This is a genomic window from Kocuria sp. CPCC 205235 (assembly GCF_040980905.1).
Classification (GTDB): Bacteria; Actinomycetota; Actinomycetes; order Actinomycetales; family Micrococcaceae; genus Kocuria; species Kocuria carniphila.
On sequence record NZ_JAVKPR010000011.1, the window covers coordinates 54,428 to 77,423 of the forward strand.

The 22,996-nt window shown below is 64.5% G+C and carries 18 protein-coding genes; 11 read left to right on the top strand and 7 right to left on the bottom strand.

Features of this window, described 5'->3' with window-relative positions:
* Window positions 1-32: 32 nt before the first annotated feature.
* Genes RF638_RS09390 through RF638_RS09400 form a run of 3 tightly spaced genes read right to left on the bottom strand, consistent with a single transcriptional unit; the run spans window position 33 to window position 2,888 of the window.
* Window positions 33-407, bottom strand: a complete 375-nt coding sequence (locus RF638_RS09390) for an FAD-dependent oxidoreductase (RefSeq protein ID WP_368841866.1) — start codon at window positions 405-407, stop codon at window positions 33-35.
* Complete coding sequence (locus tag RF638_RS09395; RefSeq protein WP_368841867.1) at window positions 353-1,363, bottom strand: NAD(P)/FAD-dependent oxidoreductase; 1,011 nt, start codon at window positions 1,361-1,363, stop codon at window positions 353-355. Before RF638_RS09395 ends, RF638_RS09390 begins: the two co-directional genes overlap by 55 nt.
* A gap of 34 nt (window positions 1,364-1,397) precedes the next feature.
* The gene (locus tag RF638_RS09400; RefSeq protein ID WP_368841868.1) at window positions 1,398-2,888 is read right to left on the bottom strand and encodes an APC family permease; all 1,491 of its coding nucleotides are present in this window, start codon (window positions 2,886-2,888) and stop codon (window positions 1,398-1,400) included.
* Between the two features lie 273 nt (window positions 2,889-3,161).
* On the opposite strand from RF638_RS09400, the gene RF638_RS09405 reads away from it, so the two are divergent.
* The 5 genes from RF638_RS09405 to RF638_RS09425 all read left to right on the top strand — a co-directional run bounded on the left by RF638_RS09405 (window position 3,162) and on the right by RF638_RS09425 (window position 9,667).
* Window positions 3,162-4,568 carry an aldehyde dehydrogenase family protein gene (locus RF638_RS09405; protein ID WP_368841870.1) on the top strand — a complete coding sequence of 469 codons (1,407 nt, stop codon included), beginning with the start codon at window positions 3,162-3,164 and terminating at the stop codon, window positions 4,566-4,568.
* A gap of 351 nt (window positions 4,569-4,919) precedes the next feature.
* Window positions 4,920-5,330: a hypothetical protein gene (locus RF638_RS09410; protein WP_368841871.1), complete on the top strand. Its 411-nt coding sequence runs from the start codon at window positions 4,920-4,922 to the stop codon at window positions 5,328-5,330.
* Window positions 5,323-6,840, top strand: a complete 1,518-nt coding sequence (locus RF638_RS09415) for an ATP-binding protein (RefSeq protein WP_368841872.1) — start codon at window positions 5,323-5,325, stop codon at window positions 6,838-6,840. The genes RF638_RS09410 and RF638_RS09415 overlap by 8 nt, the downstream gene beginning before the upstream one ends.
* A complete protein-coding gene (locus tag RF638_RS09420; protein ID WP_368841874.1) occupies window positions 6,837-8,408 on the top strand; it encodes an SLC13 family permease in 1,572 nt (523 codons plus the stop codon). Before RF638_RS09415 ends, RF638_RS09420 begins: the two co-directional genes overlap by 4 nt.
* A 38-nt stretch (window positions 8,409-8,446) precedes the next feature.
* Complete coding sequence (locus tag RF638_RS09425; protein WP_368841875.1) at window positions 8,447-9,667, top strand: glycerate kinase; 1,221 nt, start codon at window positions 8,447-8,449, stop codon at window positions 9,665-9,667.
* Window positions 9,668-9,717: 50 nt separating this feature from the next.
* On the opposite strand, the gene RF638_RS09430 is transcribed toward RF638_RS09425, so the two are convergent.
* Window positions 9,718-9,975, bottom strand: coding sequence for a hypothetical protein (locus RF638_RS09430; RefSeq protein WP_368841876.1), 258 nt, complete (start codon window positions 9,973-9,975; stop codon window positions 9,718-9,720).
* A 225-nt stretch (window positions 9,976-10,200) separates the two neighbouring features.
* On the opposite strand from RF638_RS09430, the gene betT reads away from it, so the two are divergent.
* The gene (gene betT, locus RF638_RS09435) at window positions 10,201-12,357 is read left to right on the top strand and encodes a choline BCCT transporter BetT (protein WP_368841877.1); all 2,157 of its coding nucleotides are present in this window, start codon (window positions 10,201-10,203) and stop codon (window positions 12,355-12,357) included.
* A gap of 126 nt (window positions 12,358-12,483) precedes the next feature.
* Entirely contained in the window at window positions 12,484-13,569 is a 1,086-nt protein-coding gene (locus RF638_RS09440; protein ID WP_259916658.1) for an alkene reductase, read from the top strand.
* 164 nt (window positions 13,570-13,733) lie between these two features.
* Here RF638_RS09440 and RF638_RS09445 read toward each other — a convergent pair whose 3' ends face one another.
* Complete coding sequence (locus tag RF638_RS09445; RefSeq protein WP_095797031.1) at window positions 13,734-15,344, bottom strand: GMC family oxidoreductase; 1,611 nt, start codon at window positions 15,342-15,344, stop codon at window positions 13,734-13,736.
* Between the two features lie 178 nt (window positions 15,345-15,522).
* Window positions 15,523-15,927 (bottom strand): ASCH domain-containing protein, encoded by a 405-nt coding sequence (locus RF638_RS09450; protein ID WP_095797030.1) that lies wholly within the window; start codon window positions 15,925-15,927, stop codon window positions 15,523-15,525.
* Window positions 15,928-16,357: 430 nt separating this feature from the next.
* On the opposite strand from RF638_RS09450, the gene RF638_RS09455 reads away from it, so the two are divergent.
* Window positions 16,358-17,605, top strand: coding sequence for an MFS transporter (locus tag RF638_RS09455; protein ID WP_368841878.1), 1,248 nt, complete (start codon window positions 16,358-16,360; stop codon window positions 17,603-17,605).
* A 54-nt stretch (window positions 17,606-17,659) separates the two neighbouring features.
* Here RF638_RS09455 and RF638_RS09460 read toward each other — a convergent pair whose 3' ends face one another.
* On the bottom strand, window positions 17,660-19,093 hold the full coding sequence (locus tag RF638_RS09460) for an MFS transporter (RefSeq protein ID WP_129701345.1): 1,434 nt from the start codon (window positions 19,091-19,093) through the stop codon (window positions 17,660-17,662).
* Window positions 19,094-19,246: 153 nt separating this feature from the next.
* On the opposite strand from RF638_RS09460, the gene RF638_RS09465 reads away from it, so the two are divergent.
* From RF638_RS09465 to RF638_RS09475, 3 genes are all read left to right on the top strand, one after another.
* A complete protein-coding gene (locus tag RF638_RS09465; protein WP_368841879.1) occupies window positions 19,247-20,077 on the top strand; it encodes an IclR family transcriptional regulator in 831 nt (276 codons plus the stop codon).
* Window positions 20,078-20,168: 91 nt separating this feature from the next.
* A complete protein-coding gene (locus RF638_RS09470) occupies window positions 20,169-21,074 on the top strand; it encodes a shikimate dehydrogenase (protein ID WP_368841880.1) in 906 nt (301 codons plus the stop codon).
* Window positions 21,071-22,945 (top strand): bifunctional sugar phosphate isomerase/epimerase/4-hydroxyphenylpyruvate dioxygenase family protein, encoded by a 1,875-nt coding sequence (locus RF638_RS09475; protein WP_095797025.1) that lies wholly within the window; start codon window positions 21,071-21,073, stop codon window positions 22,943-22,945. Before RF638_RS09470 ends, RF638_RS09475 begins: the two co-directional genes overlap by 4 nt.
* Window positions 22,946-22,996: the final 51 nt, after the last annotated feature.

Consider the following 22,996-nt stretch of genomic DNA (forward strand, 5'->3'; position numbering starts at 1 on the left):
CCGCCGGGCCCGGCCAGCATGCGTTATGACGGTTAGACCTTCAGCTCCTTGATCACGTTTCGCGCCGTGCTCAGCCCGGTTTCAATGGCGCCATCCACCACGACACCGCGCCAGCCCCGCGCCCAGTCCGCTCCCGCGAAATGCAGGCGGCTGTCGGTGGTGCGGAAGTGGTGCCAGCCGTTGGTGAACTGTCCCGAACGCAGCGTTGCCCAAGCCTGACCGCTCCACTTGTCCGCGACCCAGTCATGGCCGGTGGAGTCTACGACTTCCAGGTCAGGTCGCCATTGGTTGACGATCTCTTGCCCGTGTTTGGGGTCGTTGAGATTCACCTGATCGTGGTGGGGGCCGAACCCTACGCAAATGGTGGTGTCGTCGTCGAGAAAGAATTCGCTGCGGAAAATCGCCATCTTGGCGGGGTGGGGGCGTAACCAAGGATGCTGTGGTGGCCCTTGATCTTGACCCAGATCTTGCAGCCGGTGGAGTTCCACTTCTTATCGATGATGTTGCGCATGCCGTCTGGAAGTGTCGGGGTGAACTCGATGGTGGGCAACGCTCCCACGGGGACCGTGACGATCACGCTGTCGCAGGAGATGCTCTCACCATTCTCCAGGGTGACCGTGGCTCCGGCTGCTCGGTGGTCAATGGACTTGACCGGGGTGTTGAGCCTGATCGGGCAGTTGAGGTCGGCCGCGATGTTCTCGTAGATGCCCCGCATGCCATTCGTGAGTTTGTACCGAAGAGTCTGTTCTTCCATGAGGCTCATTCGGTGATCGGACAGTGCCGCCCATTGTTTGGCCATGAGCGGCGATCCCTGTTCCGGGTCACCGATGTAACCGGCGGCCCAAAAGGCGTTACAGAGGTCGATCTCTTCCTGGCTGAAGGACCCATCGCGGAGGCAGTCAAGAACGCTACCTTCGTCAGCGGCGAGGAATTGCTGCCGCAGTTCTGGGGAGCTTCCGCTGCGCTCATCGAGGACATGCAGTGGTTCGTAGGGGTACGGGAAGAAATCGCGAGAGTTCTCGAAGATCTTCTGCATCGGGCGGTCGATCGCGGCCTCGAGGTCAGCTTCGGAACCGTGCTTGACCGAGTCGCCGGTGACCCAGTAGGCGTCATCACAGAACGGGCTGGGGTAGATGCTTTGGTCGTACCGGGTGATCTCGGACCACACGTGAGGCTGCATCCAATGCACCCAGGTGGCACCGAGCTCTAGTGGGCGCCCCATTCGTTCCTCGGTCCACGCTCGTCCGCCGATACGGTCGCGGGCTTCAACGATTTCCACGTCTACGCCAGCCATCTGCAGTTCTCGGGCCGCCACTAGGCCAGCGAAGCCGGCCCCGACAACTACGACGTGGGGATTGCTCATGGTGATTCCTCCAGTGAATGGGTTGTTGGACAGATCAGGAATGGGGATGGTTTGCGACTACCGGAAGTTCTTGCGACTCAGGGATCTGGTCCTCGTGCTGCATGGCCCGGTACACGTCCGGGTGGCGTCGGCGAAGGACTTCACCCCAGATCAGTCCCACTACTCCCGAGCCGATGATGATGCCCGGCATAATGGCCACCAGCGGTGATGGGCCCTCCGCCCCGATCATGAGGTCGAAGTTGACCAGGATGAGGATGGCCACGGTGATCAACCCGAGGGCCGAGACCACCGGGGCAACCACTCGCGTGCCCACACCGTGGCCGTGATGACGGCGGGAGAACCATGCGACCACGGCGATAGAAGTAATGGCCAGAAGGAAGACCAGCCCAAAAGCGGCCGCGTTGGTCAGCCAGGTGAAAAGCGTCAGAACTGGGAAAAGATCTCCCAAGGGCGATCCTGCACCGGCCAGTGCGAAAACTACGATGACCACAACCGCCACGGCAGACTGCGCAAGGGACCCCGCGAACGGGGCGCCGGTCCGAGCGGATGTCAGTCCGAGTTTCTTCGGAAGCACTCCGGTGCGGCCTAAAGCGAAGAAATACCTGGCGGCGCCGTTGTGAAAAGCGACCAGTGCGGCAAGCAGGCTGGTGATGAAAAGGACATTAGCGACGTCGGCAAGCAGAGGGCTGCGCTCCGCGAGCCACACGAAGACGAGGTCGGGCCCGAATTCTTGAGACGAGGCCACGATGCTCGAGGCGCCCACGCCTACCGAGAATGCCCATGACGAAAACATGTAAAACACGGCGATTACGGCCACTGCGACGTAGGTCGCGGGGGCCACGGTCTTGCGAGGATTCTTGGTTTCTTCGGAATAGATGGCACCCGATTCGAACCCCATAAACGCAGCGATACCGAAAGCCAGAAGTACGCCAATTCCGGGCGTGAAGAAGTTCTGTGGATCGAGAGTCTGGAACTCGATTCCCTCCGGGGCGGCTACCAGCGCCAGGATGGAGACCACGCCCACGACCAGGAATTCGAGTGCGACCAGAACACCAAGGACCTTGGCGGAGAGATCCACACTATTGACACCCAGAGCGCCAACAATCACCCATCCGAGCAGGGCGGCCAGCCACCACGGGACCGCGATGCCGAACAGCCCTGTGATCAACGCGGCCAGAGAGAAGCCGAATAGTCCATACAGGCCCACCTGCATCATGTTGTAGGAGACCAGCGCCAGGATGGCCGCTGCGATGCCCTGCCTGTTTCCCAGGCCCTCGGCCACGTATGCGTAGAACGCTCCGGCGTTCTGGACATGGCCGCTCATGGCGCCGTATCCAATGGCGAATACAGCCAGGATGAGTCCCAGGATCAGGTAACCCACGGGCACTCCGAGGAGGCCGGATACAGCGAAGCTTGTGGGCACACCGCCGGCCAAGACAGTCAAGGGCGCTGACGCTGCGATGATCATGAACACCAGGGCTGTGGTGGATAAATGACGCCTCGCGAGGCGAGTAGGTTGCTGCACGGTGAGCCTCCGATGCGGGTTTCAGCTGGGTTAGCCCATTGTTAGCCAGGTCACATCCATAAGGTGTTGTCCAGGAGTGCTCGACAGTTGTCTTTGACTGCGCGGTGCCGATCAAGGTGCCGTCATGTAAATGTTCAGGGCCCCTCCTGCACCTGGGGCCAAAACTGCTGCGCGGGCTGACAACATCAGTGCGCGTGATCCACGCCACAATGGGTACAGAGACAGGCCTTCGCCAGTCGGTGGTGGGCCGCCGTTGCAATCCAAGGAGCACCCATGAGCGCGTATCAGGAACTGTTGTCAGCCATTGAAAATCCAGCCGGTCGCGAGATTCTCGACCCGGCCACGGGGGAGCTCGTGGGCAAGGTCCACGAGTCCACGGTGGCTGAACTGAACCAGGCGATCGAAGCGGCCCGCGCCGCGCAGCCAGAGTGGGCGGCGTCGGGCCATGCCAAGCGGTCCGAGTTCCTGCATCGAGCGGCGGATGCGGTGGAGGCCAACGCGGAAGCGCTCGCGGAACTGCTCTCACGTGAGCAGGGCAAACCAATCAAGAACGGCCCCAATGCGGCCTTTGAGGTCGGTGCTTGTGCCGCATGGCTGCGAGCGAATGCGGACACCCCCATGGAGCCGGAAGTCCTCGTGGACGACGAATCCGGCAAGGCCGAACTGCACTACATGCCGCTGGGTGTTGTCGGGGCGATCGGGCCGTGGAACTGGCCCATGATGATCACCGTGTGGCAGGTCGCTGCGTCTTTGCGCATGGGCAGCACGGTGGTGGTCAAGCCCTCCGAGTACACGCCGCTGTCCGTGCTGGGCCTCATTCACGTGCTCAACCAAGCGCTGCCATCGGATGTACTCCACGTGGTTCCGGGTGGCGGAGAGATCGGTCAGGCGCTGACCGAGCACGACGGCATCGACAAGATCATGTTCACGGGTTCAACCAAGACCGGTCAGGCGATTATGCGCTCCGCCGCGGATGGCTTGGCTCGCCTCACTCTCGAGTTGGGCGGTAATGACGCGGGCGTTGTGCTGCCCGATGTGGACGCCCAGAAAATCGCGGGCGACCTGTTCTGGGGCGCCTTCATCAACACCGGACAGACTTGTGCCGCCCTCAAGCGCCTCTATGTGCATGAGGACGTTTACGACGACGTGTGTGACGCCTTGGTCGCGGTGGCCCAGCAGATGCCCATGGGCAATGGTCGCGAAGAGCAGAACGTGCTGGGCCCGTTGCAGAACAAGCAGCAGTACGACATCGTGGCCGGGCTTGTCGAGGACGCCAAGAATGGCGGCGGCCGCGTGCTCATCGGTGGCGATCCGGAGGCTGAGCAGGCCGGCTACTTCTATCCGACCACCTTGGTCGCGGACCTGCCCAATGACAATCCCCTGGTCGCGCAGGAGCAGTTCGGCCCCGCCCTGCCGATCATCAAATACTCGGATCTTGACGAAGCGATCGCCATGGCCAACGGGCTGGACGTGGGGTTGGGTGCGTCCGTGTGGTCCTCCGATCCGGACACCGCCGTCGAGGTCGCTCAGCGGATCGAGGCGGGCACCGTGTGGATCAACAAGCACGGGGCGGTGGACCCGCGCGTTCCCTTCGGTGGCATCAAGAGTTCCGGTTACGGTCTGGAATTCGGGGTTGAGGGGCTCAAGTCAGTTGCCGCGCCCAAGGTGATTTCTAGGTAGCGGATGCCGACGCCGCTCGGTCCCACTGTCGAGGCCGGTGATCTCAGCCGTGTGCTGAGGTCACCGGCTTCTTCAGAATGTCGGGTTCGTAATCGAAGTGTTATCTGACGCGTTTCACTGTTCTCGGCTAAAGGCCCTTGGAAATCCGCCATAAATGCGGATTAGCCCCTCTAATCATTCGATGCAATGTCAAAATAAATTTGATGAGGGGGCTCGTTGCCTCCGGGGTACGAGCCGCGAGCAGAACCGCATGCCGGGGGGGGGTTCACGGCTTCCGATAGGGGCGGCAACATGAGAACACCTTAATGATTAGTTAACCCCGCTTTCACCTGGTGCGGTAATCCTTACGGCGTGATCCGAAAAATTCTCATGCTGCTGGGCGTCATTTGCGTACCCATCGCGCTCGCCCTCGCGAGTCAGTCCCTTGCGTCGACTGCGGAACCCCCGCGGTTGCCGCAGGAAACCATCGAAGTGCAATTGAGCGGTTCCGGAGAACCGTCTGAGCCCGCAGCATCCGCGTCCTCGTCAGCCACGCCGTCAGGTTCTGCTGAGCCCCGCGATGCGGCGTCAGTGGCACCGGATCAAGCCGAGGAATCCGACGCTCCCTCGCCTGCACCGGCCACCGAGGCGCCCGTAAGCCCGGGTGTCCCCGTGCCCAACGTGGGCGAAATTCCGCAGCAGGTCTACCAGAACCCGCACCCGGTGCAAGTCCCTGGCGATGACGACATGGATGACGAGTGGGATGGGGATCTCGATGACTAAAACACCGCAGAACTCCACCATGGAAATGACCCGGGTCTCGGCCCGTTGGCGCATCGTGGGCTGGATCGTGTTGACCACACTGCTGGCTCTACTGGCAGTCACGGTCACCATGCGCTCGTTCCTCATGGGTCAGGTTTCGGAGTCCGCCAATGCTGCGATCTCGCAGGAGTTCGACGAGTTCCGGGTCTTCGCCCAAGAAGGTGTCGACCCCACCACCGCAGAACCGTTCACCTCCCTGGAACCGTTCATGCAGCGCTACCTGTCCCGGCAGACCCCGGCCACCGGTGAAGCCATCATTGCCGTGGTGGGTGACCAGGTCATGTACACGGACAACGCCCGTGACGATCCGGGGGAGTTGCTTGCCCGCGACCGGGCACGCCTGAACGAACTGGTGCAGTCCAGCGAGAATTCCGGCGTCTCGGACAGTGAGCACGGCGAAATGCGCTGGGGCAAGATGTCCGCCGGTGCCCCAAATGGCGATGAACAGGGCACCCTGATCGTCGTGCACTTCACGCAAGAGGCGCGCGAAGCTGTGAACCGGCAGGTCGTGGTTCTCGTGGGCATCGCCATGGCCGGGCTCTTGCTGACGGCCGGTATCGGTTGGCTCGCGGCGGGTCGGATCCTGCAGCCCATCCGCACCATGCGTGAGGTCGCGGACTCAGTCACCGCGCAGGACCTGTCCACGCGCATCCCCGTGCACGGCCGCGACGACTTATCTCAGTTGGCGCACACCCTGAACAACATGCTGGATCGTGTGGAACGCGCCTACGGTTCGCAGCAGCACTTCGTGCTGGAAGCACAACAGCACCTGCGGGGACCACTCTCACGCACGGCGCAGGCCATCGAAGTCCTGGCGAGCACGGACGAGAACCCGGCCGAGCGGCGTCGTGCGGCCAAGCAGGCCAACCGCCAGATCCGGTCGATGCGCCGCACTCTGGTGGATCTGGACCTGCTGGCGCAGAGCGACAAGCCGAACTTCGTGAAACCGCAGCGCGTCAGCCTGAAACAGCTGACCGTGGAGGTCTACGCGGACGCCGCCGAGAATAATCCCAACCGGCAATGGAACCTGGAATCCACTGCTAACGGTGAGGCCTGGGTGGATCCCGCGCGCATCGCGGATGCCATGCACCAGGTGGTGCGCAACGCGGTGGACCACACCGATCCGCAGGACCCGATTCGCGTGGGATCGACCCTCACCGATCAGGGCAAGACTCTGAGCATGTGGGTCACCAATCACGGTATTCCGCTCAACCAGGAGCAGGCCGAGGGGCTGTTCGAGGAGTATCGCACCAATTCCGAGAGTGAGGACGAGTCCGGCATGGGCCTGGGACTGGCCGTGGTGCGGGCTGTGGCAGACGCCCACAACGGCAGCGCCTGGGTTGAATCCGGGGGACCGTCCGGCACCCGGTTCGGCATCGACATTCCCGTGGACGCCCTGGCCCCACGCAAGGCGGGGGAGGATGAACAGCTCGCAGAAGAGGTGCACGAATCCATGCGGGAGGAACGATGAGTTCCTCAGCCGCGCCCTCTCCGTCGTCCGAATCTGATCAGCCGCCGGTTCGGTACGCGACCACTCCGCCCCGTCCACCCGGGCTCGCGCCCAAGGACACCCCGATCACATGGGCGAAAGACAACGTTCCGGCCATCATCGGTGCGCTCCTTCTACTGGCCTTCGTGGCCTGGTGCGCTTTCGAGGCCTTCGGGCCGACCCCGGCCGCCGACGTCGCCCGGTTGCCTGCCCAGGGCGCCCTCACCTTGGCCGTGTTCGCGATCGCCATTTGGCTGTGGATCTTCTCGTCCATCGGTGACACCTATGTGGCGTTGGGTGCGGCCATCGTGCTCGTGCTAACCGGCATGCTCTCGGACAGTCAGCTGTTCTCATCGCTGGGTGAGGACACCGTCTGGCTGCTGCTCGCCGCGTTCGTGATTGCTGCCGGCGTGACCGCCACGGGACTGTCCACCAGGGCGGCCGTGTACATCGTGACTGGTGCGACCGGGGTGCGGCAGCTCGTGTATTTGGTGACCGGTGTCCTGGTGGCCACGGCGTTCGCGATCCCGTCCACGTCCGGGCGTGCGGCACTCGCGCTGCCTATTTTCGTGGCCTTGGCGCAGGCGCTGCACGACCGCAAACGGCTCGTGCTGGCCCTGTCTCTATTGTTCCCGTCGGTGATTTTGTTGTCTGCGGTGGCGTCCTATCTGGGCGCCGGCGCGCACATCATCACCAGCCAGATCCTGCAGACGTCCGGCTACGACGGGTTCTCGTTCACCACGTGGCTGATTTACGGCCTGCCCCTCGCGGTGATCTCCTCCTACGCGTGCGCCGAACTGATCATGTGGCTGTTCCTGGATAAAGAGGGTCGCTCGCAGAAGCTGGACGTGAGCGTCGAGAAACTCGAGGAGCACACCTCCATGCCGCTGACCGGTCCGCTCACCGTGGGGCAGTCCCGCGCGGCCCTGCTCACGCTGGCCGTGGTGTTGCTGTGGTGTACGGAGTCCCTGCACGGATTGCACCCTGCAGTCGTGGCTCTGTTGGGCGCACTCTTGGCCACGAGTCCCGGATACGGCCTGGTCACCATGGGTAAGGCATTGAAAACCGTGCCATGGTCGATGCTCCTGTTCATGGCCGCGACCCTGACTTTGGGTACCGCACTCGTGGAGTCCGGGGCTGCGGATTGGCTCGCGCACCGCGTGCTCGGCCCGGTCTCCGACGCGGGTGCCGCGGCGGGGGTGGTGTTCGTGGTGGTGGTCGTAGTGATGTCCACGGCAGCGCACCTGATCATCCAGTCCCGCTCCGCACGCTCCGCCGTGTTGATCCCGATCGTCGTCTCGCTCGCCCCGGGAATTGGGGTTGATCCGATGGCCGCGGCCTTTGCATCCACGGCGGCTGCCGGTTTCTGTCACACCCTGACGAGCTCCGCGAAGCCCGTGACCCTCTTCTCGGACGTTGAATGCATCGAGACCTATCAGCCCAAGGACTTGCTCCGCCTCAGCGCCTTCCTCGCGCCGCTGATGGTGGGCATGGTCCTGTTCTTCTCCTTTGTCATCTGGCCCCTCATGGGCATGCCGCTGTTCCTCTGAACCCGTTTCGTTCACTCTCCACAGAAAGCGAACTCATCATGGTTTCCCATTTCCCGCAGAACATCTTGGTCGCACCCTCCGGCTTCAAGGAGTCCCTGGACTCCAATGCCGTGGCCGCCGCCATTCAGGCCGGCGTGCGCCGTGCCGTGCCCGGCGCCATGATTCGAGCCGTCCCGATTGCCGACGGCGGCGAGGGCACCGCGGAGACGCTGGCCACCGCAACCGCTGGTCACCTGATTCCCATGACCGTGACCGGTCCCGTGGGTCAGCCGGTCGAGTCCCACTACGCCGTGCTCGGTGGCTCCGCCAAGGGCACCGCCGTGGTCGAGATGGCTGCGGCGGCGGGTTTGCGTCTGGTGCCCAAGGACCAACGTGACCCGGGCGCTACGACCACGCGCGGCGTCGGCGAACTCATTGCCGCCGCACTCGACGAGGGCATATTGCAGATCCTCGTCGGCTGCGGTGACTCCGGTACCAGCGACGGTGGCTTGGGTGCGCTCAAGGCTCTGGGCGTGGGGGTGCTGGATGCCGACGGCAAGGAGGTTCCGGACGGCGGTTCCCACCTGACCAAGGTCGACCGCCTGGACATGACCAACCTGCACCCGGCGCTCAAGGACGGTTCGGCCCAGATCACCCTGGCGCTGAATCCGCACAATGTGCTGACCGGGCCCAAGGGCGTGGCGCGCGTGTTCGGGCCGCAGAAGGGTGCGACGCCGGAGCAGGTCGAGCAGCTGTCTGACGGCTTCGACAACTGGGCCGCCGTGCTCGGTCGTGACTGCGTGGAATCGGCTCGCGGTACGAGCTTTGCGCACGGTGTGGGCACGGGTGCCTCTGGCGGTTTGGGGGCGGGCATGGCCGCGGTGGGTGCGGTTCTGATGCCGCGCTTCCAGGCGCTGCTGGATTCAGGGCTTGCCGGTATCGATCTGGACGACCTGCTCAGCAAGGCCGATCTGGTGATCACCGCCGAGGGCGCCATCGACTTCCAGACGCCCAAGGGGAAGGTTCCGGCGGAGATTGCCCGCCGCGCGACGCTGCACGGGGCGCCGGTCATCGGCCTGGCGGGAACGCTGGGCAAGGGTTCGCGGGATGTTTACGACATCGGAATTGATGCAATCGCATCGATTGTGCCGGTGCCCATGTCCTTGCAGGATGCTGTGGCGGACGGCGAGCGGTTGCTGATTGAGGCCACTGAGCGGCTCATGCGCACCCTGATTCTCGGCGCGAACATTGCTGCCGCGCGGATGGGGCGGGACCGGTAACTCGCAGTCTGCGGTGGCACTCGAGTCATTGGTGGGCTGCCGTGCGCGCTCTACTTCTTCCTAGTTGCCCGCACCGCGTCCGCGACGGTCGAGCCCGGGTGCTCCTTTCGGTAGTTCTTGACCTCCTTGGGGTCCACATCACCGGCCGGCCCTGGGGAATGGCCGAGGCCGCTGGGTGCGAATGCCCATACCAGGACGGCGCAGATGGCGAACACCAATGCCAGCACCGGGTTTGACGCCGCAAAGTACGTGATGGCCGCCAGCACCAAGAACAACAAAATCAGCGCGGATGGAATGTACTTTTTCAAGGTCGTTCGTTCCTCTCCATGTCTCCACGCTAAGCACGGGGAACGAGGTTGTCATTAGCCAAACGGCCAGACCGTGTCCGAGCGTGCGCTCGTTGTGCGGCGCCGTCAGTGGGCTCTGTGGCGGACCAGCGGCCACTCGAGAACCGCGTGTAACGCATCACAGGATTTTCTCAGGTGTCCTTCCGGGCTTAAAGTAGGCAGGTTGCCTAACTGGAAGGAAGATGAGTGACTGAACAGATCCGTGACCGCATCCCTGAGAATTCCCTACCCCCACGCCCCGGCGGGAAAACTGACCTCAGATGCGGCTCCCAGGATCTGTTGACCGGACCCGACATCAGCGTGAACTGGCGCGTGATCGGCATTTCCGGAGCCATCATCTTGGCCTTCTCCCTGTGGACGATCTTCGCCCCGACGCAGGCGGACCACGCGATGCTCAAAACGGTCGAGTGGATCTCCACCAACCTGGGCTGGGTCTACGTGGTGACGGTTGCCTCGGTCATTCTCTTCATCTTGTACGTCGCATTCTCACGCGAAGGCACCGTGCGGTTGGGTCCCGATCACTCACGACCGCAGTACGGATTCTTCACGTGGGTGGCCATGCTCTTCGCCGCCGGCGTGGGCATTGATCTGCTGTTCTACGCGGTCGCCGAGCCGGTCAGCCAGTATTACACCCCGCCCACCGGCGAGGGCCGCACGCCCGAGGCCGCCGGGGACGCCGTCGTCTGGTCGATGTTCCATTACGGAATCGGCGGGTGGGCCATGTATGCCCTGCTCGGTATGGCTTTCGGGTACTTCGCCTACCGCTGGAACATGCCGCTCAGCATTCGTTCCGCGCTCTATCCCTTGCTCGGCAAACGCGTGAAGGGCGGGATTGGCGACTCCGCCGCGATCGTTTCGCTGCTCGGCACCATTTTCGGCGTGGCCGCCTCCATGGGCATCGGTGTGGTGCTGCTCAATGTGGGCTTGGAATCCTTGTTCGGGATCCCGCAGTCTGCCGGCGTTCAGATCGCGCTGGTGGTCGTGGCCGTCATCATGACGGTGGCCGCGTGTTCTTCGGGAGTGGACAAGGGCATCCGGATCGTGTCCGAGCTGAACATCCTGATGGCGCTGGTCATGCTGGCCTACATCCTGATCACGGGACAGACCGCGTTCCTGCTCAACGCAACTGTGCAGAACATCGGCCAGTTCGTCTCAAGTCTTCCGGGGATGTCCCTGGACACCCTGGCCTATCAGGAGGACGGTGCTGAGTGGATGTCCTCCTGGACCCTGTTCTTCTGGGCCTTCTGGATGGCTTGGGGCCCGTTCGTCGGCTTGTTCCTGGCCCGCATCTCGCGTGGTCGCACGCTGCGTGAGTTCGTGATCGGCGCGATCACCGCTCCGGTACTGTTCGACATTCTGATCGTGACCATCTTCGGCAATTCGGCACTGTGGCGCGTGATGAACGGCGACGACGAGTTCGGAGCTCTGGCCGTCTCCAGCCCCGAAGAGGGTTGGTACGCACTGTTGGAAACCTTCCCGGGGGCGCCGCTGCTGATCGGTGTGGCCACCATCTCCGGCATGTTGTTCTACCTGACCAGCGCCAACTCCGGGGCCATGGTCATGTCCAACTTCTCGTCCTTCATTCGCGACCCTGGCCAGGACGGACCCAAATGGTTGCGTATTTTCTGGGCGCTGCTGACGGCCCTGCTCACCGTGGCCATGCTGCTGGCCGGCGGAATCGCCACACTGCAGCACGCCACGCTGATCTTCGCCCTGCCGGTGTCCATTTTGATCTACATGGTGATGGCCAGTTTCTGGAAAACCCTGCGCATCGAGCGGGCGCAGCGCGAAGGTATCGAGGCCTCACGACACTCAACCGCGGTATCCAGGGTGGGCGGCGCAGGAGACGGAAGCTGGCGGCGTCGGCTCTCCAGACTGCGCACCTACCCGGGGCGGAAATCCGTGGCGCGTTACTCGAGCGACACCGTCAAACCTGCGTTGGAAGAAGTCTCGCGCGAACTGGGCGAGCTGGATTACCAGGTGAGCCTCACGTCGTCGTTGGTGGGTACCACCGGGATTTCCGAACACACGTTGGTGGTCTCGATGGGCGAGGACCGCGACTTCTACTACCAGGTGTACCCGGTGGCCACGCCCGTGCCGAGGTTCGGATCGCGCGTGGGTCCCGGGCCCGACGACGTGTACTACCGCCTGGTCGTCTTTTCCCAGGTGGGCACCGAGGGCACGGACATCATGGACTGGACGCACGAGCAGATCATCACGGACGTGGTGGACCGTTACGAGGCGCACCTGTCGTTCCTGACGATTGCGCCGGAGGGTGCGACGTCATCGATCGTGCTCACCGAATCCGGTGTTCCCGATTGGGATGAGGACTTCCGGCCGTAGCCGGTGTTTTCCTGGGCGGGGCCTCGCGGCTGTGGAATGTCGCGGGGCCTCATCGTGTTGTTGTCTACGGAAAGTATCCGGGCGGGCTATGTGCCGTGACCCGGTGAGACCTGTGAAAGGACACGTATGACTACTCTTTTCGACCCGCTGACGGTGGGCAAGTACGAACTGAAGAACCGCGTGGTGATGGCCCCGCTTACCCGCATGCGGGCAGATGCGGACGGCGTGCCCACGGACATCATGGTGGAGTACTACGCCCAGCGTGCATCGGCCGGCCTGGTCGTTTCCGAGGGCACGTTCCCCACGCTGGTGAGCCGCGGTTACATGAACGAGCCGGGCCTGGCCACGGATGAGCAGGCTGCCGGCTGGGGTCGCGTGGCCGAGGCTGTGCACAAGCGCGGTGGCCTGTTCTTCATTCAAATCATGCATGCCGGACGTCTGGTCCACCCCGCATTGACCGGCGGGCAGCAGGGTGAAGCTCCCAGTGCCATCGCGTCGGGTGAGCCGATTCACATCCCGGGTGGTAAGGCCGATACTCCGGAGCCGCGTGCCCTGGAACTCGAGGACCTGCCGCACGTGCGCGATGAGTTCGTGGCCGCCGCCCGCCGCGCCGTGGACGCCGGTGTTGACGGTGTGGAACTGCACAGTGCCAACGGCTACTTGTTGCAGCAGTTCCTAACCCCGGCATCCAATCAGCGCACTGATGAATACGGCGGTTCCCCGGAGAACCGTGCGCGCTTCGTGATCGAGGTGACGCGCGCGGTGGCCGAGGAAATCGGTGCCGATCGCGTGGGCATCCGAATCTCGCCGCAGCACAACGTGCAGGGCGCGGTGGAGGCCGATCACGCTGACGCCGTGGCCACGTACGAAGTCCTGGTCGACGGCATCAAGGACCTGGGTCTGGCGTATTTGTCCATGTTGTACAAGGACATCGACAGCCCGTTCGTGCAGGATCTGCGCACTCGCTTCGGCGGTCCGTTCATGCTCAACAGCGGGTTCAGCGAGCACACGGATCTGGAAGAGTCCGAGCACATTGTGCAGGACAACATCGCCGACGCCGTGGTGGTTGGCCGGGCACTCATCGCCAACCCGGATTTGGTCGAGCGCTGGCGCGATGGCCTGGAGCTCAACAAGCCGGACAGCAAGACCTTCTACGGTGGCGGGGCTCGCGGTTACACCGACTACCCGTTCGCGAAGGTGGCGGTGCAGTAGGTTTTACGCGCATCCTTGCCCCAAGTAGCTTGGCTGTGCACGTGGTGGGCCGTTAGAGCCGCCGCGGACATCTCAGGGGCCGGTGGAACCCTTTTCCCAAGCGGGAAGGGTTCCACCGGCCCCTGATGTGTATTTGAGGGTTCTAGCGCGCCAGGAGATGCGGCCTACTCCTCACCCAGCAGCATCCGTGCGCCCTTCTCGCCGATCATCGCCGACGGTGCATTGGTGTTTCCCGTGGTCACGGACGGCATGATCGACGCATCGACCACGCGGAGCCCTTCCACCCCGTGCACCTTGAGGGTCGCCGGGTCCACGACTGCCATCGGATCGGTGCCCATCCTGCAGGTGCCGACTTGGTGGTGGTAGGTAGTCACCGCCCGGTCCATGTAGGCGTTCTCTTCCTCCTCGGTGGCGAGGTCGGACTCGGGATAGACCTCCCGTGCACCCCAGTCCTCGGCCAACGGCGCGCTCCTGACCATCTCCCGCGCTTGCCGGAACGACGCTCGCAACGATTCCCGATCCCGCGGATCTGCGAAGATCTGCGGATCGTACTCGGCGGGATCCGCGCTGCTCGGCCCGGTCAGGCGGATGGTCCCGCGCGAATAGGGCCGCACCAGGCCGCTGTGCAGTGTGAACGCATTGGCGGGTCCGGTCATGGTGTCGTCGTACATCGGGACGCAGAAGTGGATGGGTTGGGTGTCCGGTCGATCCTGCTCCGGTCCCGAGCGCCAGAACAGGTGCGTTTGCGATATCGATTGCTCGTCCACCTGGTGATCGACGGCCCGGCTGGTGGCTTCCGCAATGACGGGCAGCAGCAGATGGTCGTGCAGGTTCTCACCCACACCCGGCAGATCCACGATCGGTTCGATGCCTACTTCGCGCAGATGATCAGCCGGCCCGATACCCGAGCGCATCAGAATCTTGGGGCTGTCCAGCGCCCCGGCGCACAGGATGACTTGATCGGCGCGAATCACATCGCCCGATCCGGTTTCCCTGGCCGCGGGGTCCTCTGATTCCACCCCTTCGACTTCTTGGTTGTTGCCGGCGTGCAGCTCCACACCGACCACCGCGCCGCCCCCGATCAGCAACTTCTCCACGATCGCCCCGGTGCGAACCGTGATCTTCCCCGCCTCGACCAGCGGCTTCACGTACGACGTGTAGGTGGTGCAGCGTTTTCCGTTCCGGATGGTCAGCTGCTCGTAAGAGACGCCGTCCTGTTGGTCACCGTTGTAATCGGGATTGAACTCCACACCCACCGCTTCCGCCGCGGCAATGATCGACTCGAAGATTGGGCTGCGCTTGTAGTTGCCCACCACGGGAATCGGTCCGTCCTTGCCGCGGGGGTTGAGATTGTCAGGCGACGCGGCGCCGTCGTAATTTTCCAGGGCTTCGAAAACGGGGCCGACGTCGCTCCAAGACCACCCGTCGCAACCCGCCGCGGCCCAGTCGTCGTAGTCGAGTGGGTTACCGCGTACCCAGATGGATGCGTTGAGTGCGTGGGAGCCGCCTAGGACGCGGCCCCGTGGCCAGTGGATGACCCGGCCGGAGGCGTGTTCTTGCGGGACGGTGAAGTAATCCCAGTCCTCCGCGCTGTGCCACAGTTCGCCCAGGCGGGGGAGCTCTGCAATGGCGGGGTTCGTGTCCTGCCCGCCGGCCTCCAGAAGAGTCACTGTGTGACCGGCCGCGGCCAACCGCCCCGCAACGATGGATCCTGCTGTCCCGGCGCCAATCACCACGGTGTGCTGGCCGGAGTTGTTCGAATTCGTGTGTGCCATGAAGACACTATGCGCCTAAATGTGATCTACGTCTCGTGCTTCAGTGCATGGGTTTTGGTGGTCCGTGCAGGGTGCACCCGGTGTGCCGTTAGAGCCATCGATTACACGGGAAGTGCCGTTGGAACCTTCATCCCTTGTGGGAAAGGTTCTAGCGGCCCCTGGTGTGCATCTGAGGGTTCTAATCTGCCACCAGCCGCTCCACCACCCGGAACTCCTGCATCACCACTGGCGTGCTGTCATCGAGTTGGCCGGCGGGGGAGTGGGCGGCCCAGTACTCTTCGTGGTCCCGGCGCCAGTCCGTCAACGAGGTGTGGCCCTCACCCTCGGCAACCACATGGGACCAGGGGATATCGCTCAACGGCACGATGGTGACCGCGATGGTCTCAAGGACTGCAACGCCACGGTCATTGGAGTTCAGCAAGAGCTCCAGCTCACCTGGCTCAGGCAGCGGTTCACCTTCAACGTCGTAGTCCGAAACCAGCGAACTCGTCGCCGTCTTCTGACCGCGGAGGATTAGCAACACCAGTCGATTCCGCAGCGGCCCCGGCGGACCGAACTCGGCGGACCTCACACCCTGATCCATGCCCCAAGTATGGCGTGACGCCTCACCTCCGTTGCACCTGGTGTGTCGTTCGAACCTTCGCCTACATCTGAGGTGCCGTTGGAACCCTTCTGCCCAGCGGAAAAGGCTCTAACGACACCTGGAGTGCATCTAAGGGTTCTAACGACCCCTCACATGTGAAGTAGTGCCCCACCGAACCACCAAGTGCTTGAGCCCCGAGTGCCACCGATCCTCCAAGTGCGCGTGCCCCTCACGCGTGAGGAAAGGTCCCGCCGAACCCCCAGGCACGCACCGACGACCGGGCCCACGCCCACTCTCACCCGTGACCAACCCCTCCCCTCCACCCAGCGCCAACCGCCCGATTCGCGAGTACCATTTGAGACGAACTTAGAGGGATCGGTCCGCACGTGTGGTCGGGTGTGCGGTGGTTTGATGTACCCGGAGGATCCTTTTGCCCAGCTCGACCGCCCCGCAGGCGCAGACGCCACTCTCAGCACAGGATTCGCTCGTTGCCGCAGGTGGCTGGCCGTTCCTGATCACGGCCTTCATCGGTCGCCTGCCTGCGGCCACGCTGCAACTCGGGCTGCTGCTGTACGTCAGCGGCGCTGGACTGAGTCTTGGTCTGGCCGGCATCACGGTCGCAGCCGTGGGACTTGGTTCAGCAGTTGGCGCCCCGTTGGTCGGCAGGCTCGTCGACCATTTCGGTCCGCTGCCCGTGGTTGTCAGCGCAACGCTCATCCAGTTGCTGAGCCTCACGGCCCTGCTCCTGACGGTCGTCAACGACGGGCCCACCACCCTCATCCTCGTGTGCGCTGCCCTGGTCGGTTCCGCGAACCCGCAAGTGGGCGCAATCGCGAGGGCGCACTGGTCGGGCTTGGCGCGGCGTCGTCGGCAACCGCGACTGATCAGCCGCGCGCTGGGCTACGAAACTGCCTGCGACGAAACCAGCTTCATCCTGGGTCCCGTGATTGCCGGCCTGCTGGTCGGATTGCTCGGCCCCAATCCCGCTCTGCTCACCATCATGGCGTGGGTGCTCGTGGGCCAGGGCGCGTTCATCGTGTACCTGGTGCGCCACCGCACCGAGCACGGCGCGGCCACGCTCGAGGACACTGCGTCCGGAGGCATCGGCAAGATTTCCATCGCCAAGGCCGTTCCGCCCATGATTGTGTGCCTATGTGTGGGCACCGTGTTCGGCTCGACCCAGACCGCACTGACCGCCGTCAACGCGCTGCGCGGCACCGAGGCCTATACCGGCATCATTTACGGCTTCATGGGCGCGGGCAGCGCGGTCGCGAGCATTCTGGTCTCCCGCCTGCCCGAGCGCTTCCCCTTGTCCCTGCGCGTGGCAATCGGGGCGTCGATCATTGCTGTGGCCTGCGTGGGCCTGTTCTCCCTGCCGAGCGCTCCGGTGTTTGCCGGCCTGTTCGTGATCATCGGCGTGGGTGTGGGCACCATGCTGGTCAGCTCGTTCGGCCGCGGCGAGCGGATCGCGCCGTCACACCGCATTGCCTCGGTGATGACCATGCTCACCACGTGCCTGGTCCTGGGCGTCTCACTAGGTGCCGCGCTGGGCGGCGTTATGTCCGTGCAGCCGGGGCGCGGGTTCTTGCTCACGATGGCTGCTGCCGTGGTCGCCATCTTTGCCTCCGTTGCCCTGCACGTCACCAAACCGGGGCGGCCCGCCACGCACCAGGGGTGACGACGCCGCCCGGGCCGGGTCGCGTGGGTCAGGTCAGGAGATCACGAGGTTGCGTCAGCGACGCCCCGCAGCCGCGGTTTCCTTGCGGTCCAGTGCACCCAGTTCGAGGGCCTCGGTGCGCGTGGTGTGCAGGTCGTCGATCTCGTCCAGGGAACGGTCTTTGGTCTCCTTGGCGGTCAGCGCTGCGACCACCGAGATCAATCCCGCGGCAGCGACGACCAGGGCCACGTTCATCCACTGGGCACCGTCCGCGCCGGCCACGGAGGTGGCCAGGATGGGAGTCAGACCACCGGAGATCGCAAAGCCGATCTGCGTGCCCAGGGCCAGGCCGGTCACGCGGACGCGGGTCGGGAACATCTCCGCGTAGAACGAGGGCCAGATGCCGTTGGCCATGGAGTAGAAGCAGCCGGACAGCAGCGCACCCAGCACGAAGATGAGCGTCCAGTTACCGGCGGACACGGCGGCCAGGTAGGGGAACATGAAGCCCACCGCACCCAGCACGCCCACGACGAACACGGGCTTGCGGCCGATCTTGTCCGCCAGAAGTGCCCACGCCGGAATCGTGAACAGTGCCACGAAGTTCGCGACCACCGAGACCCACAGCATGGTGGAGCGTTCCAGGCCCACGATGGACGTTGCGAAGGACAGCGACCAGACCAGGAACACCACGTTGATGGTGTTGACCATGGCGGCAGCGGCAATACGGAGCACAGCTGCCTTGTGGTACTTCAGCAGCGTGGTAAGGGGAGCGGTGCGCTTGACCTCGGCGCCCTCAGCCTGAGCTTCCTCGAAGGCTGGCGGCTCTTCCAAGTGGCGGCGGATCATGTACGCCACGAAGACCACCACGGCGGAGGCCCAGAACGGTACGCGCCAGCCCCAGCTGAACAGCTGTTCCTCGGTGAGGATCAGGGTGAAGGGAATGAACACGGCGGTCGCGAGCAATGTGCCGAACTGGGTGCCCTGCAGGGTCCAGCTGGTGGTGAAGGCGCGGTGGCGGTCATCGGAGTGCTCGAGTGAGACGGAAATAGCGCTCGCCTGCTCGCCGGAGGCCGAGAGGCCTTGGATCACGCGGCACAGCACCAACAAGGCCGGAGCCAGCAGGCCCGCCTGATCGAAGGTCGGCAGGCAGCCAACCGCGAACGTGGCGCCGCCCATCATGAACAGGGTCAGCATGAGCACGAACTTGCGCCCGTACTTGTCGCCGAGCGGGCCCATGATCAGCGCACCGAGCGGGCGAACTACGTAGGCCACGCCCACGGTGCCCATGGCCAGCAGAATAGCGACGCCAGGGGAGGTTTCCTCCGGGAAGAACAAGTGGTTCAGCACCAGAGCCGCGGCGGTGCCGTACACGGCGAAGTCGTAGTACTCCAGGGCCGAACCGATCCAGCTCGCGAGCGCGGCCTTCTTCGGGGTCTTGGCGGGAGTCCCGGCCGAATGGTTGGGCGGGTTTTCGGCCCCCGGGGAGCCTGTGTGGTGGGTGGTGCTCATGAGAAGTCATCCTTCACAGAAGGCGTGGGATCGAACGTCCCCGCTGCGGTGATTGCCAAATATTGGAAATAGTTTTCAAATACTTGAAACACAAGCATGATGTGAGTCACACTGTTCGTCAAGTACCCGACGAAAAACAATCAGGAGCACATCATGAGCCCCACCCAGACCACCGTCTCGGCGGCGGACGCGGCAGGCGAGGCAGGCACGCAGGACAAGGCGCGCCCCGCCGATCGCTCCGGCACCGTGCGCAAAGGACTTACGCTCCTGGAACTGCTGGCCAACTACCCGCACGGGGCCACCGCGGGCCAGATCGTCGCCGACTCCGGCTACGCCTTCAGCACCTGTTACCGCCTGCTCACCACGCTGGTCGATTCCGGTTTCGCTGAGTTCGATGCCACCACCAAGCAGTACCGCCTGGGCCTGCTCATGTTCCAGATGGGCCAGAAGGTCGCCACGGCCAGGGGATACTCGGGCGTCGCGCTCCCCATTCTCCGCAAGCTCACCGAAGCCACCGGTGAAAGCTCACTGCTGGCCGTTCTGGACGGCGACCGTTTCCTCACCGTGCACACCGTGGACGGCCCCAACCACCGCATCACCACCGACCCGGGAGACCGCGGCGAGCTGCACACCTCATCCCTTGGCCGCGCGCTGCTCGCCTTCAGCCCGCAAGAAACGCGCGACGAGTTGGTCGCCACCATCGACTTGGGCCAGCGCACCGACCGCTCCCTCACCGATCGCGACGACCTGCGGCGGATCCTCGAGGAAACCCGCGCACGCGGCTGGGCCTCCCAGGACCAGGAACACGATGACGGGATGTGCGCCGTCGCCGTGCCCGTCATGACCCCGGGTGGGCCGCTCGTCGCCGCGCTCGCGCTCGCCGCCCCCGTCTATCGCTGCGACCTGGCCGGCCTCGAGGAGCACCTGCCTTTGCTCAACGACGCCGCCGCCCAACTGGCCTCGCAACTCCCGCAGCGTCCGTAGTCACCGATACCTCGCTAGTCGCCGCGGCACCTGCCGACCCATCAACGCATCCAGTCACCTCAGTAGCCACGGATTCCCCGAAAGGAACCGCATGTCCACTCGCAATGAGTCCTTCCTGATCGGTTTGATCGGCGACGGCATCACCGAAAGCCTCACCCCACCCATGCACGAGCGCGAAGCCGATCACCACGGCGTGCGCTACCTCTACCGGCCCGTGGACCTCACGGTGATCAATCGCCCCGGATCGGACGTGGGCGAGTTGCTGCGCGCCGGCCGGGATCTGGGCTTCAACGGCTTCAACATCACTCACCCGTGCAAGCAGATCGTGCTGGAGCACCTGGACGAGGTGGATCCCCAGGCCGCCGCGATCGAAGCGGTCAACACCGTGCTGATCAGGGACGACAAGTTCATTGGCTACAACACCGACTGCTCCGGGTTCACGGCCGGTTTCCGTGCCGGCCTGCCCGGGGTCAACCTGGAACGCGTGGTCCAGTTCGGTTCGGGCGGCGCGGGTTCGGCGGTTGCCGAGGCCCTGCTCACCGTGGGCGTCCAGCGCCTGGATCTGGTGGATGTCGACGTCGCTCGCGCGGCTCAGCGCGCCGCAGCCCTAGCCGGGCGGTACCCGGGCGCCGTCGTCGAGACTGTCTCACCCGAACAGGCGCCCGAGCTCGTGAAGGGGGCGAGCGGCGTCGTCAATGCGACCCCCGTGGGCATGCATCATCACCCGGGCACCCCGTTCGATACCGCCCTGCTCAACGCGCAGCAGTGGATTGCGGACGTGGTTTACCTGCCGCTGGCCACCGAACTCGTGACTGCGGCCAAGGCGCTGGGCTGCCAGGTGCTGGACGGCGGGCACATGGCGGTCGGGCAGGCGGTCGATGCTTTCAGGCTGTTCACCGATCTGGAGCCGGACCGGCAGCGGATGCGCGACCACTTCCTGTCCCTGACCGGACAGGCGCCGGTCGCCACCGCGCAGCAAACCGGAGCGGCCCAATGAGAACCAGCATCGCCACGGTGTGCCTGTCCGGCACGCTCGAAGAGAAAATGCAGGCTGCCGCGCTCGCTGGATTCGACGGGATCGAAGTGTTCGAGCAGGACCTGGTGGTCTCGCCGTCCTCACCCGAACAACTGCGGGACATGGCCGCGGAGCTGGGGCTGTCCCTGGACATGTACCAGCCCTTCCGGGACGGTGTGGAGGTCGCCCCGGACGCGTTCCCCGATTCGCTACGGCGGCTGCGCGACAAGTTCGAGCTGATGAATCGCCTGGGCACCCCGGTGCTGCTGATGTGCTCGAACGTGGCCACGGCGGCTTTGGATGATGACCAAGCGATCGCGGATCAGCTTCGACGGGCCGGCGAACTGGCCGCCGAATACGACATCAAGCTCGCCTATGAGGCCCTGGCCTGGGGCAAGAACGTCAACGACTGGCGCCGCGCCCACCGCATCGTGGAACTGGCCGATCACCCCGCCGTGGGCACGTGCCTGGACAGTTTCCACATCCTCTCCCGCGGGGACACCGTGGACGGGGTGGAGTCGATGGACCCGGAGAAGCTGTTCTTCGTCCAGCTGGCGGACGCGCCCCTGCTCAAACAAGACATCCTCTCGTGGTCGCGGCATCACCGCGTGTTCCCTGGCGAGGGTGACTTCGACCTGGTGGACGTGCTAGCTCGCCTGCACGAATGCGGCTACGCGGGTCCGGTCTCGCTCGAAATCTTCAACGACGCCTTCCGCCAGGCGGATGTTCACCGCACCGCCGTGGACGGGCTGCGCTCGTTGCGCTGGCTCGAAGACCAGACGGCGGACGCCGTGCGCGCGGCGGGGGAGGACCCCGCCCGTGAGCCGCTCGTGCTGACCGACCTGCCGGATCCCCAGCCGCCGCGGGCATGGGATTTCGTGGAACTGCGCACCTCCAAGCTCGGGCAGACCACGCGCCTGTTGCACCAGCTAGGGTTCGAGCTCGCCGGTCACCACCGCAGCAAGGACACCGTTCAGGCGTGGACGCAGGGCCCGGTGCGCATGGTCATCGCGGAGGATCTCGAGGCCTCGCTCGAGCAGCCCACTCGGCTGGCCGCCCTGGGCTTCCAGGTCGACAACCCCGACGACGCCGCCCACCGCGCCTCCCGCTTGCTCGCCCCGGTGGTCTGGCGCACCCAGCAGCCGGACGAAACCGTGCTGCACGGCGTGGTCGCTCCGGATGCCACCGAGATCTTCTTCGGTCCCCACACGGACAGCGGTGTGCCCCCGTGGTTGGAGGAGTTCGGCGCGGACCCGGCCGAGGCGACGTCGGAATCCCTGATCACCGGCGTGGACCACGTGAACCTCGCGCAGCCGTGGCAGCACTACGACGAGGCCGTCCTGTTCCTGACCTCTCTGCTCGACCTGCATGCCCAGCCCGCTCAGGAGGTCGCGGGGCCGTCCGGGCTGGTGCGTTCGCAGGTCATGCGGTCCGCGGATGAAACCGTGCGCATTCCGCTCAACGTGGCCCCCACCGCCGCGGAGCAAGGCGCGTACACGGGAGCGGCCTACCCCGAGCACGTGGCGCTGGCCTGCGCCGACATTGTTGCCGTGGCTCGACGCGCACGACGCCGCGGCCTCACCTTCCTGCCAGTTCCCGAGAACTACTACGAGGACCTCGTGGCCCGCTTCGATCTGGCCCCGGACCTGGTTGCGGAACTACGCGAGCACGGACTGCTTTACGACCGCGACGAGCACGGTGAGTTCCTGCACTTCTACACCGCGACCCTCGGTGAAGTGTTCGTGGAGGTCGTGGAACGCCGCGGTGGCTACCGCGGATTTGGCGCTCCCAACGCTCCCGTGCGGCTGGCTGCGCAGTACCGGACCTGGGAGGAAGCAGCGGGCACCATCTGATCACGGCTTACTGCACGGTAAGCCGCCATACTCGGCAGTAAACCGTCACGA

Bases quoted from the DNA above. Each gene is read 5' to 3' on its own strand.
- RF638_RS09390 (WP_368841866.1), bottom strand. From the start codon at position 407: ATGGCGATTTTCCGCAGCGAATTCTTTCTCGACGACGACACCACCATT.
- RF638_RS09395 (WP_368841867.1), bottom strand. From the start codon at position 1,363: ATGAGCAATCCCCACGTCGTAGTTGTCGGGGCCGGCTTCGCTGGCCTA.
- RF638_RS09405 (WP_368841870.1), top strand. From the start codon at position 3,162: ATGAGCGCGTATCAGGAACTGTTGTCAGCCATTGAAAATCCAGCCGGT.
- RF638_RS09415 (WP_368841872.1), top strand. From the start codon at position 5,323: ATGACTAAAACACCGCAGAACTCCACCATGGAAATGACCCGGGTCTCG.
- RF638_RS09420 (WP_368841874.1), top strand. From the start codon at position 6,837: ATGAGTTCCTCAGCCGCGCCCTCTCCGTCGTCCGAATCTGATCAGCCG.
- RF638_RS09425 (WP_368841875.1), top strand. From the start codon at position 8,447: ATGGTTTCCCATTTCCCGCAGAACATCTTGGTCGCACCCTCCGGCTTC.
- RF638_RS09440 (WP_259916658.1), top strand. From the start codon at position 12,484: ATGACTACTCTTTTCGACCCGCTGACGGTGGGCAAGTACGAACTGAAG.
- RF638_RS09445 (WP_095797031.1), bottom strand. From the start codon at position 15,344: ATGGCACACACGAATTCGAACAACTCCGGCCAGCACACCGTGGTGATT.
- RF638_RS09450 (WP_095797030.1), bottom strand. From the start codon at position 15,927: ATGGATCAGGGTGTGAGGTCCGCCGAGTTCGGTCCGCCGGGGCCGCTG.
- RF638_RS09460 (WP_129701345.1), bottom strand. From the start codon at position 19,093: ATGAGCACCACCCACCACACAGGCTCCCCGGGGGCCGAAAACCCGCCC.
- RF638_RS09465 (WP_368841879.1), top strand. From the start codon at position 19,247: ATGAGCCCCACCCAGACCACCGTCTCGGCGGCGGACGCGGCAGGCGAG.
- RF638_RS09470 (WP_368841880.1), top strand. From the start codon at position 20,169: ATGTCCACTCGCAATGAGTCCTTCCTGATCGGTTTGATCGGCGACGGC.
- RF638_RS09475 (WP_095797025.1), top strand. From the start codon at position 21,071: ATGAGAACCAGCATCGCCACGGTGTGCCTGTCCGGCACGCTCGAAGAG.